Raw genomic sequence first — 14,470 nt, 5'->3', positions numbered from 1 at the left:
TTATTTGAGATAGAGGGAAGATGTGTCGGCAATGTTGATTGGTTCGATTGGCGTCGGGCTGCTTTTGGTGGCGTTCGGATTAAACCTTCTTAGAAAGCTGTCCGAGTCCAGCCCCGTTTATCTCGCCATGAACGGCGTTGGAGCGCTGATGGCTGCCTGGTACGCCCTGGACGGAGGCATAATACCGTTTGTGATTCTGGAACTCGTGTGGGCGACCACCGCGCTCGTGCGCCTGCTTATCGTCATAAAAAAGGGCTCTCCGGCATAGGGGAGAGCCCTCGTATCTGCGATATATCTTTCGCTTACGACTCGGTCTGCTGCTCGAAAGCTTCTTCGATATTATTGACGATATCCGATGTCTCCACCAGATGATCGAACCAGCGACTGTACAGCTCCCGCTGCTTGTTTTGCAGCACAACCTGATAAAGCGAATCACGCTTGGCTTCGAACTGGGTCATGTCGGCATAGGTGCGTTCCAGAAGCTGCAGCACCGCGCTGCCGCGGGAGTAATCCACCGGCTCGGAAATCTGTCCCTTTTCTGTCATGGCGAAAGCCACGCCCACCGCTTCATTGCCGACACCGAGACCGCTGATGTAAGAATTCCTCGTAATGTTATCGGAGATCTTATACTCGGCGCCATGTTTCTCGGCAGCCTTATTCAGGTCGGTCCCTTGCTGAGTTTCCGCGTAAATGGCTGAAGCTGTGTCCCGACACATTGTCCGCAGCACTTGATCTTCATAGGCTATTCTCACCTGGTCACGGACCTCATCGAAAGAGGCCTGTCCGGCGGGAAGCTTCTCGGCCAGCTGCAGAATATAAGCCTCATCGCGGTTCTCCTGTACCAGCGACATATCATTGAGCTCAGCCGCGAAAGCGAAATCGTTGGCGACACGGTCAGCACCGAGGTTATCTATCGCCTGCCCTTTGGCGAAAGGTTTCGTCTTTATTATTTCGAGATTGAAGTCACTGGCGGCCTGTTCAAACCCACGCTCAACGGCAGCCGTCCGGAAATCGCTCAAACGCTTGTGGATCGCATCGAGCGTCTCAGCCGACGGCGTCACCTTCACGAGAATATGCGCGGCATGCGCCTCTTTGACCTTGTCTTTCCCCGTACCCGTGTCTCTGGTTTCGAGCAACTTGATGATGTGCCAGCCAAACTCAGTCTTGACCGGTTTGGAAATCTCTCCCCGTTTCATACTGAAGACGGTTGAGTCGAACGGCCCCACCATCTGTCCCTGCCTGAACCATCCCAGGTCACCGCCGCTCTGTGCCGTAACATCCTCGGAATAATACTGAGCCAGTTCCGCGAAATTGGCTCCCGTCTGAAGCGAATCGTAAAGCCACGCCGCCCGGGTGCTGTCGACCTCCCAGTCATAAGCGGTCGGCTGCTTGGGAATCATTACCATGTTCAGCACCACCCGCTCGTCGACCGTGTAATCCGTGGCGTGCTGATTATAATAGGCGAGAAGCTCTTCTTCCGCCGGCTGTACCGTTCCGCTAAAACGTCCGAACGGTACATTGACCACCCCGAGCTTCACCTTCTCGTTATCAGAAATATACGTTCTCTTAAGCTCATCATCCGTCACCTGCGCCGTCTGAATGACCATCGCCTGGAGTTTCTGCTTTTGGATCTCCTGCCTCACAAACGGCTCGATCGACGACCAGAAAGACGCGGCATTGGGGTCGGCCATCGCCGACATGTATTTCTGATAATCGAACTGCCCGTTTGTCTGGAACGGCTCCATGCGCTGAAGATCCGCAGGCGGAGAAAACCTCAAATAAGCGTAAAGCTCCTCATCGGAAACAGTGAGCTCATGCTTGGCGACTTCCTGCATCACCAGCTTGTCATGAAGAAGTTGCTGCCAGGCTGCCGTGCGCAATTCCTTCTTCTGGTACTCGGAGAGATCGAGGTCCTCGTTGCCCAACTCGTTTTGGTAAAGACGGTCGTAGATGACATTGAAATCCTGCCAACTGATATCCTCACCGTTAATGCGGGCAGCCGTGTTGGCGCTCAGGTATTCGCTCCGACTGCTGATATCCATACCCCACTGAAAAACAATCGTCGCCAGAAATCCCACCAGAGCTATGATGATTATGGGAAAAATCATTCTACGTAAGAACTGAAACATGCTTTGTCTCTCCTAAAGTATTAAAAAGAATCATTCCGACTTCGACTAACCCGTTTTCCGCGGGTTAGATGAGCTATGAATATAACCCAAAATGACAATTTGGCAACAAACCTTTATTTACAATTTTACAAAAAGATTGCTTTTTTGAATCAATTGCATATCTACATTGTTAAAACTTTGTGACAGCACGGAATATACTTTATGCATAGATCACTGAATATCCTGTGGCCTTTGTTTCTAATTGTCGCTCTTAATGTTACAGCGGCAGACCAAAAACAGCGACCCTGGCCCGTCAAAAGAGAAATCGACCTCTCCAGCGGTTTCGGCGACCTGCGTCCCAATCGCTTTCACGCCGGTGTAGATATCCGCACCGGCGGACAAATCGGCACGAAAATCTATTCACCCGTCAACGGCTACGTGTGGCGCATAAAAATGTCTTACTTGGGTTACGGAAAAGGACTGTACGTCATCGGCGACGACGGCCACATCTATGTCTACGGGCATCTCGACAACTTCTCATCAAAAATAGACAAATTCGTCAAGCAGGCCCAACTCAAATCTCGACGGTATTACCTCGACCTCACCTTCGAGAAAGCGGAGATTCCAATCAAGCAAGGCGAGTTGATAGCGTTCTCCGGCCGCACCGGCTCCAACGCTCCGCATCTCCATTTCGAGATCCGTACCCCCGACAACTATCCGATAAACCCGCTGAACCACGGCTTCAGCTTGCACGATGCCGTCAGACCGGTGTTCAACCGAATCGGATTCAAACTTACCGACGACCATTCTCTTTTCGATAATGGCTCGAGGAAACTCATCCTCGATGCCGTCAGGCAAAAGACCGGCACCGATTACGTTGTCGAAAAAGTTCTGCACTTCAACAGCCCCTTCGGTGTGCTGGTCGACTGCTACGACCAGAACCGAGTCGGCGGCATGAGACACACACCGCGCAGACTATCGCTGTATATCGATGATACCCTCTACTATCAGGTCACAATGGACACGCTCGATTTCGACATTCAGCGCTCGGTTAATCTTGAATACGATCTTGTCGAAGCCGCGGAAGGGGAGAAGCGGGTAAGACGACTTTTCCACCACACCGGCAACGAATTCTCCGGAAGCAAACCCGCCAACAATGACCGTGGCTTATTCGGATTTGATGCCTGGACGTTGCCCGGACCTCACCGCGGACTGGTCGTTGCCGAGGATATAGCCGGTAATATCTCCCGCCTCACTTTCGATTTCGTCTGGGAATCACCGGAAGTGATTCTACCTCCCGACTCCGGTGTTGTGGTTCAGAGGGCTGTCAGTGATGGTCCTTTGGCGTATACTGTCGTCGATGATGGTCTCATCGTGTACATCAACACTAATGTTGGTTCAGAACTCGCGCCGCGCGTTGAACTTTACGATGGCGACTCCCTGCTCGGCGTGGAGAGCTCCCGCCTTATAGCCGCCGGCCGTTACGCGTGCTTCATCCCCCCACAGCAAAAATACCGCCGCATCAGACGCATCGGTTACACTCTGTCAGAAAGCATTCCAGCCGAGCGTCTCATACCGGCCAATATCTATTTGGTTGGCCTTGAAGATAAAGAAACAATTGAAGTTGATGGTAATTTCGCCGTTTCGACCGGACGACAGAATTTCTTTGCCCCGCGGTTTATCGATGTGGGCGCGGACAAGAACAACCCCAACCGGTATACCATCGAACCGGAGGCCTTCGCCTGCCGGAGCGATTTTGCCGTTCTGATGCCGCCCCAAAAATCATCGTCCGAGGCAACCAGCGATGGTATCTGCTGGTGGGATAAAAAAGAAAACGAATGGGTATGGCTCGACAACATTCTCGATGCCAACCGGCTCAAAACATCCGCCACCGGAGGCGGTCTCTATGCCCTTCTTACCGATAACCAGCCACCGGTGATCAGCAGGCTCAGCGTGAAAAACGGCCTGACCTATTTCAATCCCCAGCTGAGCATCGATTTCCTGCTCAGCGATAATCTGTCTAAATTTGCCGATGACCGCCATATCCTTATTGAACTCGATGGCCAGTGGATGATACCTGAATATGATCCGTTTACCAAAGTATGTAAAACAAGACCGTTGGAGACACTGGCGGATGGTCGTCACGACCTGAAAATATCAGTCACCGACAAAGCCGGCAATAAAACTGAAAAAACGCTGCATTTTTTCGTGAAGGCGCAAAATAATTAAGGATCATACACTTAAATAATGTTTATACCGATAAAAGATGATGCTCCGATTAGGCGAAAACCGGTCATAACGGTGTCTCTCATCGCGGCAAACACGCTGATCTTCCTGTTCTCAATCGTCCAGGGAGCAAGGGGCTTCCAGATGATTACGTACCAGTTCGGCTATATTCCCTTCGAGCTGATCCATGCCACCGAATTGACCCCGCAACTTCCCGCTCCGGTTTACCTGACCGCTTTCACTTCCATGTTCATGCACGGCGGGTGGATGCACCTCATCGGCAACATGCTCTTTCTGTGGATTTACGGCAACAATATCGAAGATTATTTCGGGCCGATAAAATTCATCTTTTTCTATCTGCTATCCGGGCTGGCCGCAATAGGCCTCTATACGCTTTTTGGACCCAACAGCGAAATTCCTCTCGTGGGCGCATCCGGAGCTATCGCGGGCGTGATGGGAGGCTACATGGTACTCCACCCAAGGGCAAGAATCACTGTCCTGATGATATTCGTCTTTATCCAATTTATGGTTCTTCCCGCGAAAGTTGTTCTCGGAATCTGGTTCGCATACCAGCTTTTGATGTCGTTCATGGGAAGTTCCACGGGCGGGGGAGTGGCCTGGATGGCCCACGTTGGAGGCTTCGCTTTCGGTTATCTTCTCCTGAGGTTATTTGCGAAAAACCGGGGAATCAGCCCTCCCTCGGACGGACAACGCGTCTTCAAAATGGACTGGTAAAAATTGCCCCAAAAACACGAGCCGAACTCGACGAGCATCAATAGGGAAGTTTGCCTAGTGTTTAGCTGTTGAAGCCAGGAAATTCCTGTTAGCCCCCTGCCAGAGCAACCATCCACAAAACTTAGGCGCTCGACTACTATAGAGTTCGGCTCTCTATTAAAAACTACGTCGAAACCCCAAACAGCGTTGGCCCCATCCCAAGTCCAAAAGCAGCCCGGTCAATCGGGTCAGCAAGCCCGCCCCCGGATATTTGCGATATCATCAAACGAAATAAGCCGGAGGGATTTGGTTGCGTTTTGGCCAGAAAAACCCGTATTTCGACCAAAAGCACTTGACATTTTCGCAGTAACTCTTATATATCGCTTGTGAAAAAAATAACTATCTCGACCCTCTGTCCACCCGCATAGGGCAGGCTGGCCGCGCTAGTTTTAATAATTGTTAGGAGCTAAGTAAAGATGATTACCAAACAGGAAGCTCTGGATTATCACTCCCGAGGAAGGCGTGGTAAAATTGAAGTTTCGTCCACTAAACCGTGCCGCACCCAACTCGACCTGTCACTGGCTTACACTCCCGGTGTGGCTATCCCGTGTCTTGAAATCGAAAAGAATCCGGCTGATGTTTACAAATATACCACCAAGGGCAATCTCGTCGCTGTCGTCAGCAACGGTACCGCCGTACTCGGTCTGGGGAATATCGGCGCCGCGGCCGGCAAACCGGTGATGGAAGGGAAGGGTGTACTCTTTAAACGCTTCGCCGATATCGATGTCTTCGACATCGAATTGAACACCGAGGACCCCGATGAAATAATCAAGTGCTGCCAACTTCTCGAACCGACCTTCGGCGGCATCAATCTAGAAGATATCAAGGCCCCGGAATGCTTCTACATCGAAGAAACTCTCAAAAAGACAATGAACATCCCGGTCTTTCACGATGACCAGCACGGCACCGCGATCATATCCGCCGCCGCCCTGCTTAACGCCCTCGAAATCGTCAAGAAAGACATCGGTAAAATCCGCGTGGTATTTTCCGGAGCCGGCGCCGCCGGAATCGCCTGCGCCAAATTGTACTGCTCGCTTGGCGTGAAGCATGAAAATCTGCTGATGGTTGACTCCAAGGGCGTTATGTACGAAGGACGCGGTGACTCCTTTAATAAGTACAAACAGGAATTCGTCCGCAAGACCGATGCCCACACTCTGGCTGATGCCATGAAAGATGCCGACGTTTTCGTTGGAGTCTCGGTCAAAGACATGGTCACCAAAGAAATGGTCAAATCGATGGCCAAGGATCCCATCATTTTCGCCATGGCCAACCCGGATCCGGAAATCACCTATCCCGACGCTATCGATGCCCGCAAGGATGTTATCATGGCGACCGGACGCTCGGACTACCCCAACCAGGTTAACAACGTGCTGGGGTTCCCGTTCATTTTCCGCGGAGCTCTTGACGTTCACGCTACCGCCATCAACGAACAAATGAAAATCGCCGCCGTGAACGCCCTGGCTAATCTCGCGAAGCAGGATGTCCCTGAAGAAGTCGCGAAAGCCTACGGCGTCGATCACTTCAAGTTCGGCCGCGGTTATCTGATTCCCAAACCGTTCGACCACCGTATCCTCGTGTGGGAAGCCTCCGCTGTCGCGCAGGCCGCCATCGAAACCGGCGTCGCTCAAAGCCCGGTCGACATCGAGAAATATCGGCTCGAACTGGATGAACGCATCGGACACGGCCGCACTATCATGCGTGTTATCGGCGACAAGGCCAAGCGCAACCCGAAAAAAGTGGTCTTTCCCGAAGGCGACTCGGTCAAGATTCTCCGCGCCGCCCACATCGCCCAGCAGGATGGCATCGCCGAACCGATTGTCCTGGGTAATCCCGAATCGATCAAGAAACTTGCCGCCGAACATGAAATCGACCTGACCGGCATCAAAGTCGTCAATCATGTCGCCTCGGAAAGACGCCAGGAATACGCTCGATACTACTACGAAAAGCGCCGTCGTAAAGGCATGACCATGGAAAAAGCGGTCTGGCTCATGCGCGACAGAACCTATTTCGGTTACATGATGCTCGAAATGGGAGAATGCGATGCCGTATTGGCCGGCGTGACGGTCGACTACCCGACCACGATCCGACCCGCCCTCGAGATTATCGATCTCGCCGATGGTATCAGTCGCGTCTCCGGTATGTTCGTCATGATTCAGAAGGGCAAGATCTACATCTTCGCCGACACCACCGTCAACATCAACCCATCGGCCGAAGAACTCGCCGAAATCGCTATCTGCGCTTCACGGGTGGCCAAACGGTTCAACCTCGTGCCCAGAGTCGCGATGCTGTCATTTTCCAACTTCGGCTCGGCCCGTTCACCGGAATCGATGAAAGTCGCGAAGGCTACGGAACTGGTCAAAAAGATGGCTCCGGAACTCATTGTCGATGGTGAGATGCAGGCCGACGCGGCTCTCATGCCCGAGTACCTGAAACAGCGTTATCCGTTCTCCACACTCAAAGATACGGCCAACGTATTTATCTTCCCGGATCTGAACTCCGGAAACATCGCCTACAAGATTGCCCAGCGCATGGGTGGTCTCGAGGCTGTTGGGCCGATCCTCATGGGTTTGGCCAAACCTGTACATGTCCTCCATCCTACTCTGGACGTCAACGATATTGTTGACATGGCAGCCATTGCCGTGGTTGATGCTCAGAAGTAGGTTCTCTTATATTTCGCTATAAGGAGGCCGGGGCTCTGTCCCGGCCCTTCTTTTTGCAGGCTGGTTTACGGCACCATGCCGCCCGTTTTCCAAATGAGTTATGATGGTTACTGTCTCGCTCGTGAGTCGTGGTACAAGCAACAATGACAACTAAATCCGTTGTCACAAAGCATTCCCGCCCGAACGCCTTACAGACAACCGGCCGACGGCGGGTTTTTCGGCCGATGTCGACAAAATACTCCAAAATAGGGCGGCTGTACTAGCAACAAATACAATATCATCCGTTGGTACAAGAATTCGTTGATTTTGCCTCTTGAATCTGAAATGGCATTTATATATACTGTTTTATTGTTTTTCCGCTGCATGCGGTCGCGGGAAAACCCATCGTTCGTAATTGCGGTTCTTTTTGAATACATCGTTAGCTCGAAACCTGTGAAACAGGAGAATACCTTATGGGATCGACGGATCTGCTGGTCATCTGCATTTCTGCCTTTTTTGTGGTATTTCTGGTCCTGACTTTTTTGGCGTTGGTCATGCGGACCATCATGGCCGTATTTCCGGAGAAAGTCGTCAAACTCAAAACCGACAGCGCCTATCTGGCGGCCATTGCCTCGGTCATTTCGACCATTTACCCTGGAACAAAAATTACCAAGGTTGAGGAGATAAAATGATTTTCACCAGTACACCTAAGGAAATCAGGGTGATGTTCACCCCGTTCCGCGACGGTCTTCAAAGCTCCTTCGGCGGCAAGGTCCGTCTCAATGATATTCTACCCGTGATGCAGGCCAGCGCCGAAATGGGAATAAAACATTTCGAATTCGGAGGCGGCGCTCGTTACCAGGCTCCATATTTCTATCTCGGTGAGGATCCTTTCGACGATATGAAAAAGATGCGCGAGGCTGTGGGTCCAAAGGTCGACTTGCAGATTCTCACCCGCTCTGTCTCAGGTGTGACGCTCACCACCCAGTCGCTTGAAGGCCTCACGCTTCAGGCCAAACTGATGAAAGAATACGGCACCACCTGGGACCGCAATTTCGACTACATGAACGATGTCGACAATCTGATAAAAACCGGCAAGCCCATTATCGACGCGGGCATGCACCACCAGGTCTGTATCGCTCTCATGGGGCTCCCATTTGAGTCCGACAAAGTCCACACTCCGGAATTTTATATAAATATCGGCAAACGCCTTCTCGACAGCGGTATGAAGATCGACTCGATCTGTCTCAAAGACGCCAGCGGCACCACCGATCCCAAGACGATCTACGAAACCGCCAAAGGTCTCAAAAAACTCATGCCGCCGGAAATGATTCTCTGGCTTCATACTCACGATACCGCCAGCACGGCTGTCGCTTGTTATATGGCCGGTATCGCCGCGGGTGTCGATGGTGTTGACCTGTCTTTGCGGCCGATGGCCTCGGGGACGGTGCAGCCCGATGTTCGCTCGCTCGCGCACGGCCTCAAGGGAACCGGATATTCGCTGGATATCGATGTTTCCAAAATGAACGAGCTCGAAAAGATGCTCGATGAAGCTCTGAAAGAATACGACTTCAATCCTGCCACCACCACCGCCGACGCTCGCGTCCTGGGCTTCCCGATGCCCGGTGGAGCTATCGGCCCGAACGTCCACATGATGGTTAAGGCAGGCATTCTCGACAAGTACAGCGATGTGCTGGCCGAGTTCCCGGTGGTGGTCGAAGCCGGTGGCGCGTGGACAAGCGTTACCCCCGGAAGCCAGCAGTACTGGCTGCAGGCGTTTAACAACGTTCTCTACGGCCGCTGGAAAAAAATCGATGCCGGATACGGAAAAGCCGTTCTCGGCTACTTCGGAAAAACTCCTCTTCCGCCCGATCCTCAGGTTGTCAAGGCTGCGTCCGAGCAACGTGAACTCCCGGTGTTTGACGGCGACCCGCTGGAAGCCGCGCCGAAAAACATCGAGCCGGCTCGCAAAGCTCTCGAAGAGCGCGGTCTGCCGGTCAACGACCACAATATTTTCCTGGTCCTGGCGGCTATGGTTCCGGGCAAGAAGATGGAGCTTAACGAGGGTATCCGTCTGCTTACCGGCAACGGCAAGATTGATCTCCCGCTGAAAAAGAAAGCTGAAGCGGCTCCTGCTGCTGCCCCATCCGCCGTGCCGTCGTCCGCACCTGCCGGCATTACCGGCCCGGTCACCACGCGGTGCACGGTGGAAGAAGATGGCGTCCGGCGCAGTTTTATGATAACGGTCGAGCCCGCCAGCGGCGCTGCCACTGCCGCTGTCGCTCCGGCTCCGGCGGCAGCCCCGGCGCCGGCAGCCTCGGGCGGTATTAAGGTGTACTCCACCTTTGCCGGATTTGTCGAGGTCGTCGACATTCTCGTGAAGGAAGGTGAATCGGTAGTAAAAGGACATGTGATCGCCGCTGTCGAGGCGATGAAAGCCAAGCACGAAATCAAAGCCCCGTGCGATGGAAGAATCTCCGCCATATACGTTAGAATTGGCGATGAAATCGATGCGTCGAAACCGATAATGACAATTTCATAAAGGGCCGGACATTATGAATGCGATTCTTGAACTGGCACAACAGTCCGGCTTCGCGCACCTTAGCTGGAGCAACTGGGTCATGTTTGCCGTCGCCGGCACCTTGATCTACCTTGCCATCGTCAAATACTATGAACCGCTGCTTCTCATTCCCATTGGTTTCGGCACCATCTTGGCCAATCTTCCGCTGGCCGATATGGGTTCTTATGGCGAAGGTATAATGGCTCTCATTTACAACAGCGGCATCAGAACCGAACTCCTTCCGCCGGTCATCTTCCTCGGTATCGGCGTGCTGATTGATTTCAGGCCCCTTCTGGCAAGGCCGCTTACTTTCTTGCTCGGTGCGGCCGCCCAGTTGGGCATCTTCGTGGCCGCTCTCGGAGCGGCTTACCTGCTCGGATTCGATCCCAAAGAAGCAGCCTGTATCGGCATTATCGGTGGCGCCGATGGGCCCACATCGATATTTCTGACAAGCAAACTGGCGCCGGAACTTCTCGGACCAATCGCGGTCGCGGCGTACAGTTACATGTCGCTGGTTCCGATTATCCAGCCGCCCATCATGCGGCTGCTCACCACCCACAACGAACGGGCGATTGATATGCCTCAGGCCCTGCCGGTCTCCAAAACGGCAGCCATCCTGTTCCCGATTGTGACCGGTATCCTGGCCTCTCTGGCCATACCGTCCAGCGCCCCGCTTATCGGGATGCTCATGTTCGGCAACCTGCTGCGGGAGTGCGGCGTGACCGAACGTCTGCGCAAAACCGCCGGCGGCTCGCTCATCGACATCGTCACCATGTTCCTCGGTCTGGCGGTGGGCGCTACCATGGATGGCCCCCATTTCCTGACTTACCGGACCATCCTGATTCTGATTCTCGGAGCGGTGGCCTTCTCGTTCAGCACGGCCGGCGGGGTGCTATTCGCCAAAGTCCTTAATCTGATTCTACCGGAAGGCAAAAAGATTAATCCGTGTATTGGCGCAGCCGGCGTTTCTGCGGTCCCAATGTCCGCCCGCGTCGTACAGCGGTTTGTGGCCGATAGCACCGACAACAAGGTCAACCCCCTGATGCCGGCGATGGGACCAAATGTGGCCGGGGTTATCGGTTCGGCAGTGGCCGCGGGCGTGTTTTTGACCCTGCTGGCCGGATAGACCGGAGCATCAGCTGTCACATTCAAAAGTGCCGCGAAGCCACTTTTTTATTGCTCTTTTTGACTTTAGGCGATAAACTATTGGCAATTTGTATCGATAATCGATAAAAGAAGCAACAACCCAACGGCTTACGAAACAGGGATAAACAATAAAGGGATTTTACCTTGGGAGTCTTCGACTCACTTTCCAATGACATCGGAATCGATCTCGGAACCGCCAACACTCTGGTTTATGTTCGAGGACAGGGAATCGTCCTGAATGAACCCTCTGTCGTCGCGGTCGAAAAAACCAGCGGCAGAGTTCTCGCCATTGGCTCAGCCGCGAAAGAGATGACCGGACGCACTCCCGGCGGAATCGCTGCCATCCGACCGCTCAAAGATGGCGTCATCGCTGATTTCGAAATCTCCGAAAAACTCATCGCCGACTTTATCAGGCGAGTCGTTAAACACAAATTCCTCATGAAACCGCGAGTGGTCGTGTCAGTACCATCCGGTATTACCGAGGTCGAAAAAAGGGCCGTTCGCGACTCCGCCGAAAACGCCGGCGCGCGCGAAGTTTACCTGATTCAGGAACCAATGGCGGCCGCAATCGGTGTCGGCCTGCCCGTCGAACAACCTTCCGGCAGCATGATCATCGACATTGGCGGCGGGACCTCGGAAATCGCTGTCATCGCCCTCAATGGCATCGTCAACGATACCTCGATTCGCGTCGCCGGTGATGAACTCAACGACGCTATCATCATGTATCTGAAAAAGAATTATAATCTGCTCATCGGTGAACTCACCGCCGAAGAGATCAAAATAAGAATCGGCTCGGCGTTTCCTCTCGATAAAGAACTCTCGATGGAAATCAAAGGACGCGATCTCGTCGCCGGCGTGCCGAAGAATCTCAAACTCTCATCGGTGCAGGTCAGGGAAGCGTTGTCCGAGACGATTGATATAATTGTCGAAGCGGTGAGGCAGGCGCTCGAAAGAACCCCGCCTGAACTCGCTTCCGATATCCTCGAGCGCGGAATAATCCTGACCGGCGGCGGCGCGCTGCTGCGCGGCCTTGACAAACGCCTCCGTCAGGAAACCAATCTGCCGGTAAACGTGGCCGAAGATCCGCTGACCTGCGTGGTCAGGGGGACCGGTAAAGTCCTGACCGATTTCACCTCATACGCCAAGGTTTTAGAGAAGAGCCGCAAGGATTAAACCGCTACGAAACATGAGCTTACAAAGCCGGGAACACTCCCGGCTTTTTTTTGCTTGTCAGAAATAGCCATTAATCCTTTTCTGAGCCTGATTGTCTTAAAAGCAGAAAAAAAACGGATGAACAAGATAGACACCGAACGAATAAGCAGACTGGTGGAGCTGGCCCGGCTCGGTGAACGCAAGGCCTTCTCCGAAATTGTAAGGATTATGATGAATCCCGTGATTGCTCTGACATACAAGATGACTCGCGACAAAGACAGCGCCATGGATCTTGCCCAGGACACTTTTGTCGCCGCCTGGCAGAACCTCGACAGCTTCAAGGGCGACTCCAAATTCGAAAGCTGGATCTACCGCATCGCCACTAACAAAGCAATCAACTTCGTTAAAAGAGAGAGTCGGTCGGCGGGCGATGAAGCTCTGCAGGCGATCTCGGCGGTCGATGACCCCGGACGCGATCTGCAGCGCAAAGAACTCCGCGAACGAATCCTGGCTTTCATGGGACAACTGCCGGCGCAACAAAGAAAAATATTCGAACTTCGGTTTTATAAAGAACTTCCCTTTGACGAGGTCGCAAACGTCAGCGGCCGCGCCGTGGGAACCGTTAAAACACTCTATCGCGAGGCTGTCAAAAAGCTTCGCCAGGTGGCCGTTAGCGAAGGATGGAGTCAATGAACTGCCAGCAAATACAAGATGAATTGCTTTTATATGTCGGCGTAGAACAGATTCCCGATGAACTTCAAAAACATCTCCATGAGTGCGCTGAATGCGGCGCTTTCTACAGCGAGCTGCTTTCTGCGGTGGGACAACTCGGAACCGACCGGGACTTCTACGCTGATGAAGTCACTGTGCAGCGGATGGTAGAGCGTGTCGACGAGCGGATCGATCAGCTCGAACTGACCAGAGTCACCAACGTCAGCTCCATTTTTGCGTCATACGTCCCGGCCGCCGCCGCAGTCATACTTGTAGTCGGCATGTCATTCATGGCATACATGCTGGGTTGGTTCAGCGGCAACGGCCAACAGACCGCCTGGATCCACCCCGACTCGACTATTGTAGACGTCAGCCCCCAGTTGATTGCTGAGGCCGGCGATGAAGATACGGATTACCTCTTCTACGGCTCCACTGCCGGTGATTACCAAACCACCAGTAACATGCTCGTGGAAGAAATGACCGAGGAAGACCTCAAATATCTCGATGAAAACTTTGACGTGAAGGACATATTATGAAGCGTCTGATATTTACAATCTCCCTGGTAGCCGCCCTGGCTATCGGTCTCACGGCCGTAGAAATCAAGGCGCAGGCCAAACCTGATGATTCTTCCATGATGATGTCCGGTCAGCCGATGCACCAGGGGATGCATCGTCAGGGCGCCCCCGGTTTCGGACCCGTACCGCAGGAGTTCGAGCGCCTTCGCATGAAAAAACTGTTTGAACTGCTTCAGCTCGACGACGATAAACAAGAGCGCCTTCGTGAAATAGCGAAAGACTTTCGCTTCCGAATGATGACCTCCGTGCGCGAGCTGACCGCCATTCAGGATACTCTCGCCACCGGCCTTCGGGAGAAAAATCTCTCAGATGCTGAAATAGAAAGACTCGTAAGCAGGCTCGAAGATATGGAATCCGAACGGGCGAATTCGATCGCGACTTTTCACCAGCAGGCCCGCGATCTTCTCACTCTTAAACAGTATGCCCTGCTGCTGGTGTTCGAACAACGATTCGAAAAAGAAGTATTCGAGCGTATGATGCAGCGTCGTGGACGGGGCATGGGACCTCATCCGGGTCCTCCCGGTATGGAGCCTTTCGACCCCGACAGCATTGACGATGAAGATTCACTGTAAGTAATAA

Annotated in this window: 12 protein-coding genes; 11 read left to right on the top strand and 1 reads right to left on the bottom strand. The window is 53.0% G+C overall.

What is annotated here, in order from left to right; translation table 11 throughout:
• The first annotated feature begins 22 nt into the window (after nucleotides 1-22).
• Nucleotides 23-268 carry a hypothetical protein gene (locus tag AB1483_04840; GenBank protein ID MEW6411786.1) on the top strand — a complete coding sequence of 82 codons (246 nt, stop codon included), beginning with the start codon at nucleotides 23-25 and terminating at the stop codon, nucleotides 266-268.
• Nucleotides 269-302: 34 nt separating this feature from the next.
• On the opposite strand, the gene AB1483_04835 is transcribed toward AB1483_04840, so the two are convergent.
• A complete protein-coding gene (locus AB1483_04835) occupies nucleotides 303-2,129 on the bottom strand; it encodes a peptidylprolyl isomerase (GenBank protein MEW6411785.1) in 1,827 nt (608 codons plus the stop codon).
• Between the two features lie 201 nt (nucleotides 2,130-2,330).
• Here AB1483_04835 and AB1483_04830 point away from each other — a divergent pair, with 201 nt between their 5' ends.
• From AB1483_04830 to AB1483_04785, 10 genes are all read left to right on the top strand, one after another.
• The gene (locus AB1483_04830) at nucleotides 2,331-4,337 is read left to right on the top strand and encodes a M23 family metallopeptidase (protein ID MEW6411784.1); all 2,007 of its coding nucleotides are present in this window, start codon (nucleotides 2,331-2,333) and stop codon (nucleotides 4,335-4,337) included.
• An 18-nt stretch (nucleotides 4,338-4,355) separates the two neighbouring features.
• Nucleotides 4,356-5,069 carry a rhomboid family intramembrane serine protease gene (locus tag AB1483_04825; protein MEW6411783.1) on the top strand — a complete coding sequence of 238 codons (714 nt, stop codon included), beginning with the start codon at nucleotides 4,356-4,358 and terminating at the stop codon, nucleotides 5,067-5,069.
• Nucleotides 5,070-5,524: 455 nt separating this feature from the next.
• The gene (locus AB1483_04820) at nucleotides 5,525-7,768 is read left to right on the top strand and encodes an NADP-dependent malic enzyme (GenBank protein MEW6411782.1); all 2,244 of its coding nucleotides are present in this window, start codon (nucleotides 5,525-5,527) and stop codon (nucleotides 7,766-7,768) included.
• Between the two features lie 452 nt (nucleotides 7,769-8,220).
• Entirely contained in the window at nucleotides 8,221-8,439 is a 219-nt protein-coding gene (locus AB1483_04815; protein MEW6411781.1) for a hypothetical protein, read from the top strand.
• Nucleotides 8,436-10,289, top strand: coding sequence for a biotin/lipoyl-containing protein (locus AB1483_04810; protein ID MEW6411780.1), 1,854 nt, complete (start codon nucleotides 8,436-8,438; stop codon nucleotides 10,287-10,289). Before AB1483_04815 ends, AB1483_04810 begins: the two co-directional genes overlap by 4 nt.
• Before the next feature lie 13 nt (nucleotides 10,290-10,302).
• Nucleotides 10,303-11,433 carry a sodium ion-translocating decarboxylase subunit beta gene (locus AB1483_04805; GenBank protein MEW6411779.1) on the top strand — a complete coding sequence of 377 codons (1,131 nt, stop codon included), beginning with the start codon at nucleotides 10,303-10,305 and terminating at the stop codon, nucleotides 11,431-11,433.
• 164 nt (nucleotides 11,434-11,597) lie between these two features.
• Nucleotides 11,598-12,626, top strand: a complete 1,029-nt coding sequence (locus AB1483_04800) for a rod shape-determining protein (protein ID MEW6411778.1) — start codon at nucleotides 11,598-11,600, stop codon at nucleotides 12,624-12,626.
• A gap of 117 nt (nucleotides 12,627-12,743) precedes the next feature.
• Nucleotides 12,744-13,298: a sigma-70 family RNA polymerase sigma factor gene (locus AB1483_04795; GenBank protein ID MEW6411777.1), complete on the top strand. Its 555-nt coding sequence runs from the start codon at nucleotides 12,744-12,746 to the stop codon at nucleotides 13,296-13,298.
• Entirely contained in the window at nucleotides 13,295-13,852 is a 558-nt protein-coding gene (locus tag AB1483_04790) for a hypothetical protein (GenBank protein MEW6411776.1), read from the top strand. The genes AB1483_04795 and AB1483_04790 overlap by 4 nt, the downstream gene beginning before the upstream one ends.
• Complete coding sequence (locus AB1483_04785; protein MEW6411775.1) at nucleotides 13,849-14,463, top strand: hypothetical protein; 615 nt, start codon at nucleotides 13,849-13,851, stop codon at nucleotides 14,461-14,463. The genes AB1483_04790 and AB1483_04785 overlap by 4 nt, the downstream gene beginning before the upstream one ends.
• Nucleotides 14,464-14,470 lie beyond the last annotated feature (7 nt).

The sequence above is a fragment of the Candidatus Zixiibacteriota bacterium genome, assembly GCA_040756055.1.
In the GTDB taxonomy this organism is placed as follows: domain Bacteria; phylum Zixibacteria; class MSB-5A5; order GN15; family FEB-12.
The sequence above is the reverse complement of the archived record's forward strand: the minus strand, read 5'-3'. Positions and strand labels throughout refer to the sequence as shown.